17 protein-coding genes are annotated in these 17,314 nt (G+C 64.5%); 8 read left to right on the top strand and 9 right to left on the bottom strand.

Translation table 11 applies throughout. From position 1 onward, the window contains the following. The first annotated feature begins 12 nt into the window (after positions 1–12). Positions 13–405, top strand: a complete 393-nt coding sequence (locus tag FJ978_RS03885; RefSeq protein WP_140570404.1) for a DUF305 domain-containing protein — start codon at positions 13–15, stop codon at positions 403–405. Positions 406–490: 85 nt separating this feature from the next. Continuing rightward, positions 491–1,336, top strand: a complete 846-nt coding sequence (locus tag FJ978_RS03880; protein WP_140570402.1) for an aldo/keto reductase — start codon at positions 491–493, stop codon at positions 1,334–1,336. 202 nt (positions 1,337–1,538) lie between these two features. Here FJ978_RS03880 and mutS read toward each other — a convergent pair whose 3' ends face one another. Continuing rightward, a complete protein-coding gene (gene mutS / locus FJ978_RS03875; protein WP_140570400.1) occupies positions 1,539–4,262 on the bottom strand; it encodes a DNA mismatch repair protein MutS in 2,724 nt (907 codons plus the stop codon). Between the two features lie 211 nt (positions 4,263–4,473). Here mutS and FJ978_RS03870 point away from each other — a divergent pair, with 211 nt between their 5' ends. After that, positions 4,474–6,753, top strand: a complete 2,280-nt coding sequence (locus FJ978_RS03870) for an NADP-dependent malic enzyme (protein WP_140570398.1) — start codon at positions 4,474–4,476, stop codon at positions 6,751–6,753. Positions 6,754–6,815: 62 nt separating this feature from the next. Here the strand turns inward: FJ978_RS03870 and FJ978_RS03865 are convergent, their stop codons facing one another. Together FJ978_RS03865 and FJ978_RS03855 are read right to left on the bottom strand one after the other, a co-directional pair. Further along, entirely contained in the window at positions 6,816–7,502 is a 687-nt protein-coding gene (locus tag FJ978_RS03865) for an antitoxin Xre/MbcA/ParS toxin-binding domain-containing protein (RefSeq protein WP_140570396.1), read from the bottom strand. A 390-nt stretch (positions 7,503–7,892) separates the two neighbouring features. Beyond that, a complete protein-coding gene (locus tag FJ978_RS03855) occupies positions 7,893–8,885 on the bottom strand; it encodes an adenosine kinase (RefSeq protein WP_140570392.1) in 993 nt (330 codons plus the stop codon). Between the two features lie 224 nt (positions 8,886–9,109). On the opposite strand from FJ978_RS03855, the gene FJ978_RS03850 reads away from it, so the two are divergent. Both FJ978_RS03850 and FJ978_RS03845 read left to right on the top strand, forming a co-directional pair. Beyond that, a complete protein-coding gene (locus tag FJ978_RS03850; protein ID WP_140570390.1) occupies positions 9,110–10,012 on the top strand; it encodes an EamA family transporter in 903 nt (300 codons plus the stop codon). 90 nt (positions 10,013–10,102) lie between these two features. After that, complete coding sequence (locus FJ978_RS03845; RefSeq protein ID WP_140570388.1) at positions 10,103–10,813, top strand: sulfate transporter family protein; 711 nt, start codon at positions 10,103–10,105, stop codon at positions 10,811–10,813. 199 nt (positions 10,814–11,012) lie between these two features. Here FJ978_RS03845 and FJ978_RS03840 read toward each other — a convergent pair whose 3' ends face one another. The 5 genes from FJ978_RS03840 to FJ978_RS03820 form a co-directional block, all read right to left on the bottom strand. Next, positions 11,013–11,813 (bottom strand): oxaloacetate decarboxylase, encoded by an 801-nt coding sequence (locus FJ978_RS03840; RefSeq protein ID WP_140570386.1) that lies wholly within the window; start codon positions 11,811–11,813, stop codon positions 11,013–11,015. Between the two features lie 80 nt (positions 11,814–11,893). Next, positions 11,894–12,742, bottom strand: coding sequence for a hypothetical protein (locus FJ978_RS03835; protein ID WP_140570383.1), 849 nt, complete (start codon positions 12,740–12,742; stop codon positions 11,894–11,896). Between the two features lie 78 nt (positions 12,743–12,820). Beyond that, a complete protein-coding gene (locus FJ978_RS03830; RefSeq protein ID WP_023775784.1) occupies positions 12,821–13,480 on the bottom strand; it encodes an HAD family phosphatase in 660 nt (219 codons plus the stop codon). Further along, complete coding sequence (gene dut, locus FJ978_RS03825; RefSeq protein WP_023775783.1) at positions 13,480–13,965, bottom strand: dUTP diphosphatase; 486 nt, start codon at positions 13,963–13,965, stop codon at positions 13,480–13,482. The genes FJ978_RS03830 and dut overlap by 1 nt, the downstream gene beginning before the upstream one ends. 96 nt (positions 13,966–14,061) lie before the next feature. Continuing rightward, positions 14,062–14,532, bottom strand: a complete 471-nt coding sequence (locus tag FJ978_RS03820) for an Lrp/AsnC family transcriptional regulator (RefSeq protein ID WP_013891418.1) — start codon at positions 14,530–14,532, stop codon at positions 14,062–14,064. A 114-nt stretch (positions 14,533–14,646) separates the two neighbouring features. Between FJ978_RS03820 and FJ978_RS03815 the strand changes: the two genes are divergently transcribed. Both FJ978_RS03815 and FJ978_RS03810 read left to right on the top strand, forming a co-directional pair. Beyond that, positions 14,647–14,895, top strand: coding sequence for a DUF6356 family protein (locus FJ978_RS03815; RefSeq protein ID WP_013891417.1), 249 nt, complete (start codon positions 14,647–14,649; stop codon positions 14,893–14,895). A 12-nt stretch (positions 14,896–14,907) separates the two neighbouring features. After that, positions 14,908–15,708, top strand: coding sequence for a class II glutamine amidotransferase (locus FJ978_RS03810; RefSeq protein ID WP_140570380.1), 801 nt, complete (start codon positions 14,908–14,910; stop codon positions 15,706–15,708). Between the two features lie 30 nt (positions 15,709–15,738). On the opposite strand, the gene FJ978_RS03805 is transcribed toward FJ978_RS03810, so the two are convergent. After that, positions 15,739–16,683, bottom strand: coding sequence for a hypothetical protein (locus tag FJ978_RS03805; protein WP_181176659.1), 945 nt, complete (start codon positions 16,681–16,683; stop codon positions 15,739–15,741). A 324-nt stretch (positions 16,684–17,007) separates the two neighbouring features. Between FJ978_RS03805 and FJ978_RS03800 the strand changes: the two genes are divergently transcribed. Then, positions 17,008–17,250 carry a hypothetical protein gene (locus FJ978_RS03800; RefSeq protein WP_140570376.1) on the top strand — a complete coding sequence of 81 codons (243 nt, stop codon included), beginning with the start codon at positions 17,008–17,010 and terminating at the stop codon, positions 17,248–17,250. The last annotated feature ends 64 nt before the right edge of the window (positions 17,251–17,314 follow it).

The raw sequence follows: 17,314 nt of genomic DNA, 5'->3' as shown, positions 1-17,314 counted from the left end.
AGGAGACCATGAATGACCTTGGCTAAGAAACTCGTGCTTTTGCTGATGGCGGCCGGAATGCTGCTTGCCGTCTTCCTCGAAAGCGTCCCCGCGCAAAGCGAAGAGATGAAACACGACATGACCGGCATGGCAATGGGCGCGGAAAGCCCGTCGACCGAGGGCTACAAGGCGGCGATGGACAAGATGCACGCCGGCATGATGGCCTCGCAGTATACCGGCAATGCCGACGTCGATTTCGTCCGAGGCATGATCCCGCACCATCAGGGCGCCATCGACATGGCCAAGGTCGAGCTTGCCAATGGCAAGGATCCCGAAATCCGCAAGCTGGCCGAGGCGGTCATCGCCGCGCAGGAGGCCGAGATCAAGCAGATGCAGGACTGGCTTGCTGCCCATCCGGTTAAATAGGGGTCCGACAGATCGCCGGGGGCGAGAACGCCTCTGGATTTCTCGCCCGGCCTGTGATGCGATCCGGTCCCGAACGGAGCCTGCCATGCCATCGACCGTCAGAACCACCACGCTGCCCTCCGGCGAAGCCATCGCCGTGCTCGGCCAGGGCACGTGGAAGATGGGCGAGGATATCAGGCGCCGTGGCGATGAGGTCGCTGCTCTCAAGCTTGGCCTCGATCTCGGCGTCACGCTGATCGACACCGCCGAGATGTATGCCAGCGGCGGTGCCGAGGAGGTGGTGGCCGAAGCCATCGCCGGGCGCCGCGCCGAGGTTTTCCTGGTCTCGAAAGTTCTGCCGTCGAACGCTTCGCGCGCGGGCGTGCAACGCGCCTGCGAGAACAGCCTCAAGCGCCTGCGCACCGACCGCATCGACCTCTATCTCTTGCATTGGCCCGGCAGCGTGCCCTTGGCGGAGACGGTCGAAGCCTTCGAGGCGTTGAAGAAAGCCGGCAAGATCCGCCACTGGGGCGTCAGCAATTTCGACATCGAGGAGATGGAAGACCTCGCCGGCTTGCCCGATGGCGGCAATGTCCAGACCAACCAGGTGCTTTACAATCTGGTCCGGCGCGGCCTCGAGTTCGATCTGGCGCCCTGGAGCCGCAAGCGCGGCATTCCGCTGATGGCCTATTCGCCGGTCGAACAGGGTGCATTGGCGCGCAATGCCAGGCTCGACGCGGTCGCCGCCCGCCATGGCGCCACCGCGGCACAGATCGCCCTGGCCTGGGTGATGCAGCAAGAGGGCGTCATCGCCATTCCCAAGGCCAGCAGCCAGGAGCACGTCCGCCAGAACTTTGCCGCGCTCGACATCAAGCTTATCGGTGAAGATCTCGCCGATCTCGACCGTGCCTTCCCGCCGCCGACGCGAAAGCGCGGGCTGGAGATGATCTAGACAGCGCAGGTCGCGTTCCTTCACACCCCCCTCTGGCCTGCCGGCCATCTCCCCCGCAAGGGGGGAGATTGGACGTAACCTTGGCTTTCGCCAATCACCAACAGTGTAGGGTGAGCGGAGCGCGGGAGCTGCCGATCTCCCCCCTTGCGGGGGAGATGCCCGGTAGGGCAGAGGGGGGTGCTGTCCCGCCAGCCCTTACCGGCTACATCAGCCCCTTCAGCCGATATAGCGCCTCCAGCGCTTCCCTCGGCGTCATCTCGTCGGGATTGATCTCGCCGAGCGCGGCACCCAGCGCGTCGCTCTTCACCGGCTTCGGTGCTTCGCGCTTCACCGCCACGGAAAACAGCGGCAAATCGTCGACCAGCCGGTTGGTCTTGCCGGAAACCTCGCCTTCCTCCAGCTGGTGCAGCACTTGTTTGGCCCGGTCGACCACCGCTTCCGGCAGACCGGCGAGCCGCGCCACCTGGACGCCGTAGGAGCGATCGGCCGCACCCTTTCCGACCTCGTGCAGGAAGACGACGTCGTTTTCCCATTCCTTGACGCGCATGGTGACGTTGTGGAGTCGCGCCAGCTTGCCGGCGAGCGAGGTCATTTCGTGGAAATGGGTGGCGAAAATTGCCCGGCAGCGGTTCTTCTCGTGCAAATATTCCACCGCCGCCCAGGCGATCGACAGGCCGTCGAAAGTGGCGGTGCCGCGGCCGATCTCGTCCAGGATCACCAGCGCCCGTTCGCCGGCCTGGTTGAGGATCGCCGCCGTCTCGACCATCTCGACCATGAAGGTCGAGCGGCCGCGTGCCAGGTCGTCGGAAGCGCCGACGCGCGAGAACAGTCGGTCGACGACGCCGATATGGGCCGATGCCGCCGGCACGAACGAGCCGGTCTGGGCGAGGATGGCGATCAGCGCGTTTTGCCGCAGGAACGTCGATTTACCGCCCATGTTGGGGCCGGTGAGCAGCCAGATCGCGCCGTTCTTGGCGCTGCCTTCCGGCGAGAGGTCGCAATCATTGGCGACGAAGGGGCCGTCACCCGAACGGCGCAGAGCCTGCTCGACCACGGGATGCCTGCCGCCGGAGATATCGAAGGCGAGGCTGGAATCCACCACGGGCCGGCACCAGGCCTCGCTCTCAGACAAAAGCGCCAATGCCGCCGAGACGTCGAGCACGGCGAGCGCATCGGCGCCGGCGCGGATTTTTTCCGCCTCGCCGACCGCTTCCGCCGTCAGCAGATCGAAGGTCGCCAATTCGATGCCCAGCGCCCGGTCGGCGGCATTGGCGATCTTGGTCTCGAGTTCGGCGAGTTCGGTCGTGGTGAAGCGCATGGCGTTGGCCATGGTCTGGCGGTGGATGAAGCGCGCCTTGGCGCCATCGCTGCCGGTCATCACCGCATGATGGTTGGCGGTCACCTCGATGTAATAGCCGAGCACATTGTTGTGGCGGATCTTCAGCGAGCGGATGCCGGTCTCTTCGATCAGCGAGCGCTCCAGCCCGGCGATCACTTTTCGCGACTCGTCGCGCAACGCCCGCATCTCGTCGAGTTCGCCGTGATAGCCGCCGCGCAGGAAGCCGCCGTCGCGCTTGAGCAGCGGCAGTTCCTCGCCAAGCGCCTGCGTCAGATGCCGGGCCAGCGCCTGGGGCAGCGCATGAATGGCGGCGAGCGCCGCCGCCAATTCTTGGGGCAGGGCGGTCGCGGCAAAGATATCGGCGATGGCGCCGGCCGCCTCGAAGCCGGCGCGCAACGCGCCGAGGTCCCGCGGCCCGCCGCGGTTGAGCGCCAGCCTGGACAGCGCACGCGGCATGTCGGCGACGCTCTTCAGATTTGTCCGCACCGCCTGGCACAGCCGGGATTCGGAGCGGAAGAACGAAACCGAATCCAGACGCGCGCCGATCGCTGCCGGGTCGGTCAGCGGCGCCATCAGCCGGTCGGCGAGCAGCCTGGCCCCGCCACCGGTCACCGTGCGGTCGATCGCCTTGAACAGCGAGCCTTCGCGACTGCCCGACAATGTGCGGAGCAGCTCCAGATTCCCACGCGTCGCCGGATCGATGAACAGCGTCGAGCCCTGTTCCTCGCGCTCGGGCCGCGACAATGGCGGGCGCTCGGCCTTCTGCGTCTTCTCGACATAGGCAATGGCGCCCGAGATCGCCGACAGTTCGGCGCGTGAAAACGTGCCGAAGCTGTCCGGCGTCGCCACGTCGAAGAAGCGCGCGATGCGCCCGGTGGCGGAGGCCGAATCGAACAGCGATGGCGGCTGCGGGTTGGCGACCCGGCCAAGCACGTCGAACACCGGCTTCAGCTCGGCATCGTAGAACACCGGCTCGGCGACGATCAGCTCGCGCGGATCGACGCGGAAAATGTCGGCCAGCAGCCGGTCGGCGGTGGTCTCTGCGACGCGGAAGGCGCCGGTTGAGATGTCGATCCAGGCCAACGCGAAGGAATGGTCGGTTCCGCCCTTCACCCGCCCCAGCGCCATCAGGAAGCTCGATTCCGACGGCGCCAGCAATTTGTCCTCGGTGATGGTGCCCGGCGTCACCAGCCGCACCACGTCGCGGCGCACCACCGATTTGGCGCCGCGCTTCTTGGCCTCGGCCGGATCCTCGATCTGCTCGCAGACGGCAACGCGAAAACCCTGGCCGATCAGCTTCTGCAGGTAATCGTCGGCGGCGTGCACGGGCACGCCGCACATCGGGATGTCATGGCCCTGGTGCTTGCCGCGCTTGGTCAAGATGATGCCCAGTGCCCGGCTGGCCTTTTCGGCATCGTCGAAGAACAGCTCGTAGAAATCGCCCATGCGGTAGAACAGCAGCGAATCCGGGTTCGCCGCCTTGATCTCGATGAACTGCTCCATCATCGGCGTGACGGCGGCCGCACCAGGCTGCGGCGGCGTCATCGCCTCGGGGGCGTCTGGCTCGTTCGGGCTGTGCATATTCATGCGCGGCACGCTAGCAGATGTGATTGCCCGGTTTAATGCCGGAGCCTCGAAAAGCAGGGGACGACTGGCTGGTCGCTTGCCGGCATTTGCGCGCCGGCCTGCGATTCCCACGCGCTGGCGGTTTACACGCGGCGGCGCGTGGTCTTAATTCGGACCGAAACAAAGCACCCGCTTCAAGGAGGTGCTGCACCGGCGAGGAAATCAGGACATCATGGCCAGGAAAACCGAGAACAGCGGTCCGTCCGTCAGCGCGCAGGAAGCGCTCGAATTCCACGCGATGGGCCGGCCCGGCAAGCTGGAGATCGTCGCCACCAAGCCAATGACGACGCAGCGCGATCTCAGCCTCGCCTATTCGCCGGGTGTCGCCGTGCCGGTGCGCGCCATCGCCGAGGATCCGAGCCGCGCCTTCGACTACACGACGCGCGGCAACATGGTCGCCGTCATCTCCAACGGCACCGCCATTCTCGGTCTGGGAAATCTCGGCGCGCTGGCCTCCAAGCCGGTCATGGAAGGCAAGGCGGTGCTGTTCAAGCGCTTCGCCGATGTCGATTCGATCGATCTCGAGGTCGACACCGAGGATGCCGAGGAATTCATCAACTGCGTGCGTTACCTCGGCCCCTCCTTCGGCGGCATCAATCTCGAAGACATCAAGGCGCCGGAATGCTTCATCATCGAGCAGCGCCTGCGCGAGCTGATGGATATCCCGGTCTTCCACGACGACCAGCACGGCACCGCCATCATTTCGTCCGCCGGCCTGATCAACGCACTGGAGGTCACCGGTCGCGACATGAAGACCACCAGGCTGGTCTGTAACGGTGCTGGTGCCGCCGGCATCGCCTGCATCGAGCTGATGAAGGCGATGGGTTTTGCCCCGGAAAACATCATCCTGTGCGACACCAAGGGCGTCGTCTACCAGGGTCGCGCCGAAGGCATGAACCAGTGGAAGTCGGCGCATGCGGTCAAGACCGACAGGCGCAGCCTTGCCGAAGCGCTCGACGGCGCCGACGTCTTCCTCGGCCTCTCCGCCAAGGGTGCGCTGACCACCGCCATGGTGCAGTCGATGGCCAAGAACCCGATCATCTTCGCCATGGCCAATCCCGATCCCGAGATCACGCCGGAAGAAGTGGCCGAGATCCGCACCGACGCGATCATGGCCACGGGGCGGTCCGATTACCCCAACCAGGTCAACAACGTGCTCGGCTTCCCCTATATCTTCCGCGGTGCGCTGGATGTGCGGGCGACCACCATCAACGACGACATGAAAATCGCCGCCGCGCGCGCGCTCGCCGAACTGGCGCGCCAGGACGTGCCTGACGACGTCGCCGCCGCCTACCAGGGCAACAGGCCGAGATTCGGACCCAATTACATCATCCCGGTGCCGTTCGACCCGCGCCTGATCTCGGCCATTCCGCTCGCGGTGGCCAAGGCGGCGATGGATTCGGGCGTTGCCCGCAAGCCGATCCTCGACCTCGACCGCTACGCGCAGGAACTGTCCGCCAGGCGCGATCCGATCGCCTCCACCTTGCAGCGCATCTACGACCGCGTGCGCCGCCAGCCCAAGCGCATCGTCTTCGCCGAGGGCGAGGAGGAGCAGGTGATGCGCGCCGCCGTCTCCTATGTGAACCAGAAACTCGGCACCGCCATCCTGCTTGGCCGCGACGACGTCATCAAGGAGAACGCCAAGCACGCCGGCATCGACCTCAACAAGCAAGGCATCGAGATCATCAATGCCCGGCTGTCGCGCCGCAACGGCATCTACACCGACTACCTCTACGAACGCATGCAGCGCAAAGGCTTCCTGTTTCGCGATTGCCAGCGCCTGATCAACAACGACCGCAACCACTTCGCCGCCTGCATGGTGGCGCTGGGCGATGCCGACGGCATCGTCACCGGCGTCACCCGCAACTATTCCACCGCGCTCGACGACATCCGCCGCGTCATCGACGCCAAGCCTGGTCACCGCGTCATCGGCGTCTCGATCGTGCTCGCGCGGGGTAAAACGGTCCTCGTCGCCGACACCGCCGTGCACGACATGCCCAACGCCGAGCAGATCGCCGACATCGCCGAGGAAGCCGCCGGCTTTGCCCGCCGCATGGGCTACGAGCCGAGGCTCGCCATGCTCGCCTATTCCACCTTCGGCCACCCGCAGGGCGAGCGCTCCGAGCGCGTCCAGGAGGCTGTGCGCATCCTCGACAAGCGCCGCGTCGACTTCGAGTATGACGGCGAAATGGCCGCCGACGTCGCGCTCAACGCACGCGCCATGGCACAATACCCGTTCATCAGGCTGACTGGTCCGGCCAATGTGCTGATCATGCCGGCGTTCCACTCGGCCTCGATCTCGACCAAGATGCTGCAGGAACTTGGCGGCTCGACGGTCATCGGCCCGCTGCTGGTCGGCCTCAACAAGCCGGTCCAGATCGTGTCGCTCAATGCCAAGGATAGCGACATCGTCAATATGGCGGCGATCGCGGCCTATACGGCGGGGACTTGAGCGGCGATCCGGGCAGCAGGCAAGAGCCGATTGTGAGCCTGTGAACGCTTTTCCAGCGAAGCTCAGCCCGGCGCGAAAACCCGCGCGGCCTCGACCACATCCTCGACCTGATCCGCTCGCAGCAGATCGATCGGTATGCGGCCGTCGAGTTGCGCCGCCGGGCGTGTCAGCCACAGCCAGGCGAGCCTCGGATTGCCGATCAGCTTGAGCACGTCGCTTATGCCTGCCGCCGGCCTGCCGTCGACGAACTGCGCCAGCGGGAAAACGTGTTTGCGGCCGCCCTTGCGCAAGGCGATGACATCGCCGCGTCGTTGCCAGCGGTGCAGGGTCGAACGAGCGATGCGCAGGTTTTCTTCCAGATAGGTCGAGCCGGCGACGCGGCCGGCCCAGTCCTCGATCAGCATCGATTCGAGGTCGTCGGATTGCGGGGGAGGTGGTTCGCCGGCCGACAACGGCACCGACAGGCCGGCGGTGCCGGCTTCGCTGCGGCGCGCGGCTTCCGCCGCGAGCGCGCGCACGAATTTCTGGGCAAGGCCGGGAAGGTCGGCATGGATGGTATCGATGGCGCGCTGGTGTCTCGGCGACAGCGAGGTGACGGCGGACGCTATGCTGCCGGCAATCTTGCCGACGGAGACCACGGTGGATTGGTTTATGGCCTCGTCATAGTGGGCAAGCGCGCGTTCGACGTCCTCCGCGACCATCTCCGCGAAGTCGTCCTGCCCGAGACCGGTTGTCTGAAATCTGTTCATGCATCTGTCTTCCGGGCCGCGCTCCTCCCTTAGCTGCGGCCGGTTGCTGAATTTCTAGTGCTGAAAACGAAGATCGCGGCGGCAACGATCCGCGCCACCCGACAGCTTGCTGCCTTGCATTTTTGAACATCCCATCTGATTGCGGGCGCCCCGAAATGTCAGTCGCGGGAGGCTCGCGATGTCGTGTAGGAGCGATATGTGACAGTGACGCGACGGTGAGCAGCGGGGCGCTTTTTCCTTCTCCCCTTGTGGGAGAAGGTGGATCGGCGCGCAGCGCCGAGACGGATGAGGGGTGCGTGACGGATCGCCGTCCTGTCAAGCTGGAGCACCCCTCATCCGTCGCCTTCGGCGACACCTTCTCCCACAGGGGGAGAAGGAAAAAAGTGCGCCCTACAACAATCCTGCCTGCTCGGCCTCGCGGCGCAAATTCTGCCTTGGCCTTGGCCCGATCTGCTGGATCACCAATCCGGCCGCCAGTGAGCCAAGGTCACCGCAGGTCTTGAGGTCGCGACCTTGCGTGTAGCCATGCAGGAAGCCGGCGGCGTAGAGGTCGCCGGCGCCGGTCGTGTCGACCAGCTCCTTGATGGCGGTGGCCTTGATGACCACGGTCTCGTCGCCGCGCACGATGACGGAGCCTTTCTCGGACCGCGTCACGGCGGCGATCCGGCAATCCTTGCGGATCTGCGCCAGCGCCTCGTCGAACGACGATGTCTGGTAGAGCGACTTGATCTCGTGGCTGTTGGCAAAGACGATATCGACGGTGCCCGAGCGCATCAACTCGAGGAATTCGTCGCGGTAGCGGTCGACGCAGAACGAATCCGACAGCGTCATCGACACTTCGCGGCCTGCCGCGTGCGCCAGCCTGGCTGTCTGCCGGATCGCTTCCTTGGCGCGCGGCGGATCCCACAGATAGCCCTCGAAATAGGTGACCTTGGCGCCAGACGCCTTGTCGGCCTCGACGTCCTCCGGCCCGAGCTCGACGCAGGCGCCGAGATAGGTGTTCATCGAGCGCTCGCCATCGGGGGTGACGAAGATCATCGAGCGCGCAGTCGGCGGCTCGCCCTTGAGCGGTTTGGTGTCGAAGGCGACGCCTTGGGCATGGATGTCGTGCGCGTAGATTTCGCCCAGCGCATCGTTGGAAACCTTGCCGAAGAACGCGGCTCGGCCGCCGAAGGAGGCGACGCCGGCCGCCGTGTTGCCGGCGCTGCCGCCGGAGGCTTCGATCGCCGGGCCCATGCGGCTGTAGAGCAGTTCGGCGCGGTGGGTATCGATGAGGTTCATCGCGCCCTTGATGATGCCGTTGGTTTCGAGGAATTCCTCCTCGCACTGGGCGATGATGTCGACAATGGCATTGCCGATGCAAAGCACGTCATAATCCGGCATCAATATCTCCGCCAAAAACCAGAGCCAGCTTCTTGCCACGCAGGCCGGGCGCGGGTCTAGCGATTCGAAACGGCTTTGCCTAGAGCGCGGCACTCAACTTTGGCGGATCATCCCAGCGCATCCACGTGAGGCGCTACGACAATTCGACCGTGGCCGAAGCATTTTGTCGCGACCTTGCCTACAACTCTGGCCTGTTCGATCACAGCCCGAAGGCGAGCCAGCGGATGCCGACACGAAACGATACAACGACCGACCTGGCGCTGCTCGGCGTGCTGGCCGTATTGTGGGGCGCCTCCTACACCTTCATCAAGATCGGCGTCGAGACGATCCCGCCGATCACCTTCATTGCCGCGCGCACTCTGATTGCCGGCGCTATTCTTCTGGCCATCATCCATTGGCGCGGGCTCGCCATGCCCAGCGATGCGGCGAGCTGGCGCCGCTTCGCCTTCCAGGCATGCCTCAACAGCGTCGTCCCGTTCACGCTGATCGCCGCCGCCGAGCGCTCGGTGGATGCCGGCCTCGCCACCATCCTGAACGCGACGTCGCCGATCTTCACCTTCCTGCTCACCGCGCTGATCACCCGCCATGAACCGGTCACGCTGCGCAAATTGATCGGTGTCGGCGCCGGCATTGCCGGCATCTGCCTCATCATCGGCACCGAAGCGCTGGGCGGTCTCGGTCATGAACTGTGGGCGCAGCTCGCCATCGTCGTGGCGACGATCTGCTATGCCGGCGCCGCGATCTTCGGCCGTGGCTTCAAAGGCCTCGATCCGATGCTGCCGGCCGCCGGTTCCATGCTCTGCGGTGCGGTGATGCTGGTGCCGCTCAGCCTGGTGGTGGACCAGCCCTGGACGCTCACGCCATCTCTGGCGTCGATCCTGGCGCTGCTCGGCCTGTCGGTGTTCTCGACGGCGCTCGCCTTCGTCATCTATTTCCGCCTCATCCACACGCTGGGCTCGGTCGGCACGACGTCGCAGGCCTATCTGCGCGTGCCGATCGGCGTTGGCATCGGCGCTGTCTTCCTCGGCGAAACCCTCGGGCCGACTGTATGGCTCGGCATGGCTTGTGTCGTTGCCGGCGTCGCGGCCATGACCATCCCGGTTCGCAAGCCGGCGCTTGCAAGATAGCTGCGCGCGCTTGTGCTCATGGCTTGCGCTGCCTATCTCGGGAGCGTCCGTCCATTCGGCGGTGTCCGCTCTTCGAGGGGTTGAAGCACGGTGATTTTCGACGCTGCCCGTACCGCGGCCCTTGAGCTGCTCTCGCCGCCGTTTCGGGCCGTGTTCCTCAAGACGCTGGGCTTGACCCTGCTGGCGCTGGTCGCCCTGTGGTTCGGCCTGACCAGCCTGGTCGAATGGCTGGCCCTGCCATGGCTGCAGACGCTGTTGCCGGGCATACCATCCTGGGCCGGCTGGCTGGGCGGCATCATTGCGGGAATAGCGCTCGCTTTCGGCATGGCATTGCTCGTCGCGCCGGTCACGGCCGCGATCGCCGGCCTGTTCCTCGACGATGTCGCCGAAGTGGTCGAGCGCACCGACTATCCCGCCGATCCGCCCGGTCGCGCCATGCCGGCGCTGCGCTCGCTGGTGCTGGCGATAAAGTTCTTCGGCGTCGTCATCCTTGGCAACATCGTCGCCCTGTTGCTTCTGCTGGTGCCGGGCATCAACATCGCCGCCTTCTTCATCGTCAACGGCTATCTGCTCGGGCGGGAATTCTTCGAATTCGCCGCCATGCGGTTCCGTCCGGAGGAGGAGGCCAGGGCCTTGCGCAGGCATCACGCGGGAACGGTGTTCCTCGCCGGGCTGGTCATCGCAGCCTTCCTCGCCGTGCCGCTGCTCAACCTGGTGACGCCGCTTTTCGCCGCCGCCATGATGGTGCACCTGCACAAGGCGATTTCGGCGCGCGAAGCGGCACGCCGCTCGCGGGACTAGAGCATTTCACCGTTTCACGGAAACGGCGAACCGCTCTATCTCTTTGTTTTTACGCAATTCCGGACGGAAAACCGTGTCACACTTTTCCTGGAATTGCTCTAACTCGGCTCAGCGGCGCAGGAATCCACCAGTAGGAATCCTAAGCGGCGCGCCGCCGCTTTGCATGTCGACGACGGCCAGCATCATGCGCCCGGCCTGTTCATGAGGACTCGCGGAACAGCGCCTGCAACTTGCCGAACGGCATGGCGGCGCGGGTGAAGCCGAACGTGCCGTCCTGCTGGATTTCGCGCGCCGCCGTCTCCAGCATGCCGTAGGCGAAGTTGGTCAGCCACGACCCGAGTGAGATACGCTTGACCCCTGCCATGGCGAGATCGGCGATGGTGAAGCCCGGTTTAGCCAGTACGTTCACCGGCTTGCTCACCGCCGAACAGATCGTGCGCACCATCTCGACATCATCGATGCCCGGCGCATAGAGCACGTCGGCGCCGGCCTTCTCGAAGGCCTGCAGCCGCTTGATGGTGTCGTCGAGGTCGGACTTGCCCCACAAGAAGTTCTCGGCCCGCGCCGTGAAGACGAAATCGCGCTTCAGCGCCCGCGCCGCCTCCACCGCCGCCGCGACGCGCTCGACCGCGTGGGCAAAATCATAGATCGGCTTGTCCGGGTCGCCGGTGTGGTCCTCGATCGAGCAGCCGGCAAGGCCCGCCGCTTCCGCCGCGAAGATCGTCTCGGCCGCCTGCTCGGCGCTGTCGCCCTTGCCTTTTTCGAGATCGGCCGAGACCGGCAGGCTGGTCGCCGCCGTCACCTCGCGGCAATGATGGATCATCTGGTCGAAGGTCACGGCGCCATCCGGCAGGCCGCGCGAAAAGGCAAAGCCGGCGCTGGTCGTCGCCAGCGCCTTGAAGCCGAACGAGCCAAGCAGCTTCGTCGTGCCGACATCCCAGGGATTGGGCATGACGAAGGTCGAGGCATGCAGGTCACGAAAGATCTTACCCTTGTCCATGGCAATTCCCCCATCATGTGCAGTGCGATGGCACGGATTTTAGCTTGCCCGCCTTGCCCGGGCAAACGAATGCGCGGGGTTCAGAAGCGTTTCTCGTTCTCTGCTGCCAATCTTTCGAACGCGTCGGAATCCTTGACGTAATGCGTCTTGTCCCAATGGTAGGTGACGGAAATCTCGTGCGACGCAGCCTTGGGCGCGGCCTCGTCACAGCTTTCACGGCTCGGCACGGTGGTGTCGGTGACTGTCGCCTTGATAGCGGCATAAGGCTGTCCGTCAGCGATGGTCTGGAACCCGATGTCCTGCCTGCGGCTGTAGGCGCATAGCTTCTCATCGAGCGTATAGATCATGTCGACCAGTTCGAACCTGTCCTTGGCAACCATGATCAGCGGCGTCGCCACATAGTTCTGGTTCGAATTGAAATGCGCGCTCATGGTTATGAGTGCGTCGTCTCCGTCGCCGATCGAAAGCTTGTTCGGCTCGCGGAAATAGGTGCTGCGGTCGACCGCGACATTGGCCGCGTCGAGCAATTTCGGTTTGGCCGTGATGTCGTACAGCGCCAGCACCGCGTAGCCCTCGGCGCTGTCGGGAGAATCGCCAAGGTCGAACAGCATCGCCAGCCGGTCCTTGCCGCCGGCCTTGATGGCCAGCACCGCGGCATTGAAAAAGCTGGAGGTCTCGGGTGGCGAACCGCCATCGTCCGGTCCCTCGATGTGGCGCATGTCGATGGGCGACCCGCCCTTGTAGAAGCCGTCCTTGTCCGCGGCGAGATCAGGGATGACCATCCTGGCAAGATCGAGATAGGTCACATCGGTGCTGCCGGGCAGCGCGCTGCCGAGATCCGGAAAGCCGACCGCTTGCGCGCCGGCTGCGGTCCACAAGAACGGCAGCAGCACCAAGGCGAGGATGAAGCGAAAGAGATTCGTTGGCATGGACGCCTCGGGCTGTCGGGCGCACGGACCGTAGCACAGCGCCCTACGGCGTCCAGCCCGTCCATCAAGCCCGGCGGATCAGTGGATCGGCACCAGTCCCGCCAGTTCGCGCATGTCGTCGAACAGAATGCCGCCGGCGTGGATCAGGCCATCGCGGTCGGAATAGGGGTCGCCATGATAGGAAAACACCCGCATGCCGGCGGCGATGCCGGCCTGCGTGCCGGCGACGCTGTCCTCGATGACGATGCAGTCGGCGGGCGGAAAGCCCATCGTCTTGGCCGCATGCAGGAACAGGTCCGGGAACGGTTTGCCGCGCGAGACCATGGTGGCGCTGAACATCGCATGTTCGAACAGCGGCAACAGCCCGGTCTGGCCAAGCGTGATGTGCATCTTCGAGATCCGGGCCGACGTGGCGACGCAATAGGCGATGCCGGCCGCGCGAACCGCCTCGATGAACTCGCGGACATAGGGGATCGCCTCAACGCCATGGGCGAACAGGTCCGGCAGGCCGGCGTTCCAGCGATCGACGAAGTCGGCGCCGAGCCGGACTTCGGTCTGCGCCTCGATCTCCTTCTGCACCGACACCATGCTGCGGCCGGAGAAGTTCTTGCGGCAATATTCGAACGTCGTTGGATAGCCCGCCGCGCTCAGCCATTCGGCGAGGCGTCGGTTGGCGAGATTCTCCGTGTCGACCAGGATCCCGTCGCAGTCGAAGATGACCAGCTTTGGAATTTGCATCAGGCGGTGCCGGTCGATCCGAACCCGCCCGAACCACGCGCCGTGCCGCCGGCCAGTGAGCGCTCTTCGACGCCCACCTGCGTCACCGCGGCGAAAACCAGCTGGGCAATGCGCATGCCGCGCGTCACGGCGAAATCCTCGTCGCCGAGATTGATCAGCAGCACCTTCACCTCGCCGCGATAGTCGCTGTCGACCGTGCCCGGTGAATTGAGGACGGTAAGACCATGTTTGAAAGCCAGGCCGGAGCGCGGCCGCACCTGGCCTTCCATGCCTTCGGGGATTTCGAGGATCAGCCCGGTCGGCACGAGAGCGCGCTTTCCCGGCAGGATCAGCAGCGGCCGGTCGTCAGGCACCGCCGCGCGCAGGTCCATGCCGGCGGCGCCGGCGCTTTCGTAAGCGGGAAGCGGTAGTCCTTCAGCATGCGGCAGCCTGACGACGCCGACAGTCGGACCGATGACGGAGGGGTTTTGGAGGGCTGCGCGCATAAAATCGATCCTATCGGCGCGAATGCCGATTCGGTCAATTCGCCCGCAAGCCTATCAACGGCTTTCTTTCAGGCATCAGTATGGCCTGAGTACACCTTAGCGCACTTCCATAGGAACCACCGTCGTCTCCTTGATCTCCTCCATCACGAAGGAGGCAGAGACATCCGACAGCGCCACCTTGGCGATCAGCCGCTGGTAGAGCCGGTCGTAGGCTTTCACGTCGGCGACGCGGGCGCGCAGGACATAGTCGAGATCGCCGGACATGCGGTAGACGCCGGTGATCTCGGAAAGACCGGTCACCGCCGCGCGGAACTTCTGCAGCCAGTCTGGATCGTGATTGGACGTGCGGACCAGAATGAACACCGAAAGGCCAAGTCCGAGCTTCTCGGCATCGACCAGCGCCACCCGGCCGGTGATGACGCCATCCTCCTCCAGCCGCTTGACGCGCCGCCAGCAGGCATTGCGCGACAGGGCCACACGTTCCGACAGCTGGTCGACCGACAGCGTGCCGTCGCGTTGCAATTCGGTCAGCAATTTCCGGTCGATTTCATCGATATTCAGCGCCATGTGGGATATGTGTCCCACAAAATGGCAAAATACAAGGACATTTTGAGACCAATGAACCTGCAAAGCGTGTCAGGATACTCATATCGGAACCTGAAGCGCTGAAGGGGAGCCAGCATGTCGGTCGCAAGGATTTTCACGTCTCATCCGGCCAAGGTCGGCGAGACCTATTTCAGCCACATGGCCTTTGCCGGCTGGTTCTCCTCGCGCCTGCTGATGGCGGCCAGTGCCGCGCTCGTTCACGCTTTCTTGCCATTTCTGTTTGAGACTACCGCCAGCCGAATCGTCCGCGAGCTTTACGAGCGGACGCATAACAGAGGCACACACGCGACCAATGAGCCCACGGGCCTTCTGGATCGCGCCTAAAGGACGATAGCGATGTGCCGGTGGGCGGCCTATCTCGGTGAAGCGGTCTTTCTCGAAGACATTCTTACCGCGCCCTGCCACTCGCTGATTGCCCAGAGCCACTGCGCCCAGGAAGCGAAGTCGCCGACCAATGGCGATGGTTTCGGCCTCGCCTGGTATGGCGACCGGCCCGAGCCTGGCCTCTACCGCGACATCCTGCCGGCCTGGTCCGATCCCAATCTGAAGAGCTTATGCCGGCAGATCAAATCCGGCTTGTTCCTTGCCCATGTGCGGGCCTCGACCGGCGGTGCCACCAGCCGCATGAACTGCCATCCGTTCATCTCGGGCCGTTGGTCGTTCATGCACAACGGCCAGATCGGCGGCTTCGAAAAGATTCGCCGCGCGCTTGAGAACACGCTCTGCGATGCCGTCTTCGACCAGCGCGAAGGCACCACCGATTCCGAACTGTTTTTCCTGCTGATGATCGACGAGGGATTGGCCGGTGACCCGCAAGGCGCAGTGTCGCGCGCCACCAGCCGCGTGCTCGACGCTTCGCGCCGCGCCGGCCTCGAACCGGCGCTGAAGCTTACCGCCGCCTTCTCGGACGGGCAGGCGCTGCATGCGGTGCGCTATGCCACCGACGCTCACGCGCCGACGCTCTACACCTCCGCCCTGCGAAAAGGCGGCGGCCGCTGCATCGTCTCCGAACCGTTCGATCGCGAGGGCGGCGATTGGCAGGCGGTCCCGCCGTCGAGCTTCGTCACCATGACCCGGGATGGCATCGCCATTCGACCGTTTGCGCCCGCATCCGCCAGGCTGGCCCTGGCCCTCTAGGTCGGCGCCGCGACACCCGGCGTTGGCACTTCAGGGGCTTTGCCGCGCGTGCTTCAGCCAGTGGCGATCGAAGACATCGAGGATGGCGCGGAACTCGGCAGGCGGGATCTGGTGGACGCCGCCATCGCTACCTCCAACGAGGAACCGCGTGAGCTGCCGGTCGACCTGCTCGGGATGCTCGATGGACATGCCGACCGATGCCAGATCTGCCGAAATCGACTCATCGGGCAGCAGGTATCCGCCCCACGGGGTGGCGCCCCGCGCCTGATCGCGCAGACGCACCATGAGGATCCTTGTCAGCGACGGCTGCGCCTCCGGACCGATAATAGCCGTTCCACACATATAGCCGCCAAGAACACTCCCCGGCTGCGACCGCGGGAACAGGCTGACGAAGAACTGCGCATCCCCGCCGACTTCCCTCAGATGCATGTAAAGGGCACGCTTGGCCGGCGTGACCGGGCCGCCAAGCACCAACTGGCCTGTCGGCAAGATTTCGCGATAGCTGGCGGTCAGGCCATGTGAGCCAGGCCCCGGCTCCATCGACAGGATACCCCTGATGAATTGGCCGCGATAGTAAGGCGACCAGGCACGCGAATAGCATGCATAGGTACCGGCGAGCGCCAAGGCGAGGCTGCGCTCTTCATGGTTGGACGAGGTCTCGAACTGAGACCCGGCGCGGCGTTCGAGATCTGCGCTGTCGATGTTGTGGCGGGTCGCGATAGCGGCCGTGAAGTTTGGCAGGTCGCAGTCGGCGATCCATGCGCCTGACTGTTCCAAGCCCAGCAGCTTCGCCCAGTCGTCATACACACTATGCTCGCGCGGCTGGGCGCGGCCCTGCAGCCATTTGTCGGCACGGCCGAGATCGAATGAGGTCTTCGGATTGACGGACCGGAAAGCCGCCGCCAGATCCTTGCGGGTTACCGTTCCCAACAACGCCGAAGTCAGCCGTAATTTCTGAGCAATGTGCTGTGCCACCCGGCTGCCTTTGCGGATTGGTTTCAGCCATAACACGCCGTGGCAAAACCTCACACCTTACTTTTCAATCTGCTAATATAAGAGGAATTCCAGAGAATTCCACGGCATTCCGCGCGTGCCGCCTTCCCGGCTTGTGGGCCGGCGCTAAGCTCGCGAAGGGCAAGGGGCATACTGTCAGCGAACGTTCTGAACGTGCGCCGGAGAGGTCATTCCCCTTTCCTTCGAAGAGCTGTGACACGCTCCCATCGAGCAACGGCGAAACCAGGCTGAGAGGCCCGGTAGCAACCGAACCGTAATGCCACCTCGAATTGAAGGAATGACCGGATGACCGCAAACGCCTCTTCCAGACTGACATTCATCGTATTAACCGCAGGCTGCATCGCACTGGTGCTGCTGTTTCGATACGCGCCGGCTGGCGACTTTCACTCGAGATATCTCAAGGGCGCAACGGCGGTGGTGGCCGCCAAGCCGACCCGCATCGACGTCGATAACGAGGCGCACGCCATTCGCTTCTATATCGACGGCAAGCAGGTCGCCCTGCTCGACGAGTCCGGATTCAGGCAGTGAGGCGGCCAAGCCGCGCACAGCGGCGAGGTGGAGTTGATGACTCCATAAAGAGGAACTTGGGCGC

Source organism: Mesorhizobium sp. B1-1-7, assembly GCF_006442705.1.
GTDB classification, from domain to species: domain Bacteria; phylum Pseudomonadota; class Alphaproteobacteria; order Rhizobiales; family Rhizobiaceae; genus Mesorhizobium; species Mesorhizobium opportunistum.
The sequence above is the reverse complement of the archived record's forward strand: the minus strand, read 5'-3'. Positions and strand labels throughout refer to the sequence as shown.

Excerpts from the sequence above, each read along its gene's own strand:
- FJ978_RS03885 (WP_140570404.1), top strand. The coding sequence starts at position 13 with ATGACCTTGGCTAAGAAACTCGTGCTTTTGCTGATGGCGGCCGGAATG.
- FJ978_RS03880 (WP_140570402.1), top strand. The coding sequence starts at position 491 with ATGCCATCGACCGTCAGAACCACCACGCTGCCCTCCGGCGAAGCCATC.
- mutS (WP_140570400.1), bottom strand. The coding sequence starts at position 4,262 with ATGAATATGCACAGCCCGAACGAGCCAGACGCCCCCGAGGCGATGACG.
- FJ978_RS03870 (WP_140570398.1), top strand. The coding sequence starts at position 4,474 with ATGGCCAGGAAAACCGAGAACAGCGGTCCGTCCGTCAGCGCGCAGGAA.
- FJ978_RS03865 (WP_140570396.1), bottom strand. The coding sequence starts at position 7,502 with ATGAACAGATTTCAGACAACCGGTCTCGGGCAGGACGACTTCGCGGAG.
- FJ978_RS03855 (WP_140570392.1), bottom strand. The coding sequence starts at position 8,885 with ATGCCGGATTATGACGTGCTTTGCATCGGCAATGCCATTGTCGACATC.
- FJ978_RS03850 (WP_140570390.1), top strand. The coding sequence starts at position 9,110 with ATGCCGACACGAAACGATACAACGACCGACCTGGCGCTGCTCGGCGTG.
- FJ978_RS03840 (WP_140570386.1), bottom strand. The coding sequence starts at position 11,813 with ATGGACAAGGGTAAGATCTTTCGTGACCTGCATGCCTCGACCTTCGTC.
- FJ978_RS03835 (WP_140570383.1), bottom strand. The coding sequence starts at position 12,742 with ATGCCAACGAATCTCTTTCGCTTCATCCTCGCCTTGGTGCTGCTGCCG.
- FJ978_RS03830 (WP_023775784.1), bottom strand. The coding sequence starts at position 13,480 with ATGCAAATTCCAAAGCTGGTCATCTTCGACTGCGACGGGATCCTGGTC.
- dut (WP_023775783.1), bottom strand. The coding sequence starts at position 13,965 with ATGCGCGCAGCCCTCCAAAACCCCTCCGTCATCGGTCCGACTGTCGGC.
- FJ978_RS03820 (WP_013891418.1), bottom strand. The coding sequence starts at position 14,532 with ATGGCGCTGAATATCGATGAAATCGACCGGAAATTGCTGACCGAATTG.
- FJ978_RS03815 (WP_013891417.1), top strand. The coding sequence starts at position 14,647 with ATGTCGGTCGCAAGGATTTTCACGTCTCATCCGGCCAAGGTCGGCGAG.
- FJ978_RS03810 (WP_140570380.1), top strand. The coding sequence starts at position 14,908 with ATGTGCCGGTGGGCGGCCTATCTCGGTGAAGCGGTCTTTCTCGAAGAC.
- FJ978_RS03800 (WP_140570376.1), top strand. The coding sequence starts at position 17,008 with ATGACCGCAAACGCCTCTTCCAGACTGACATTCATCGTATTAACCGCA.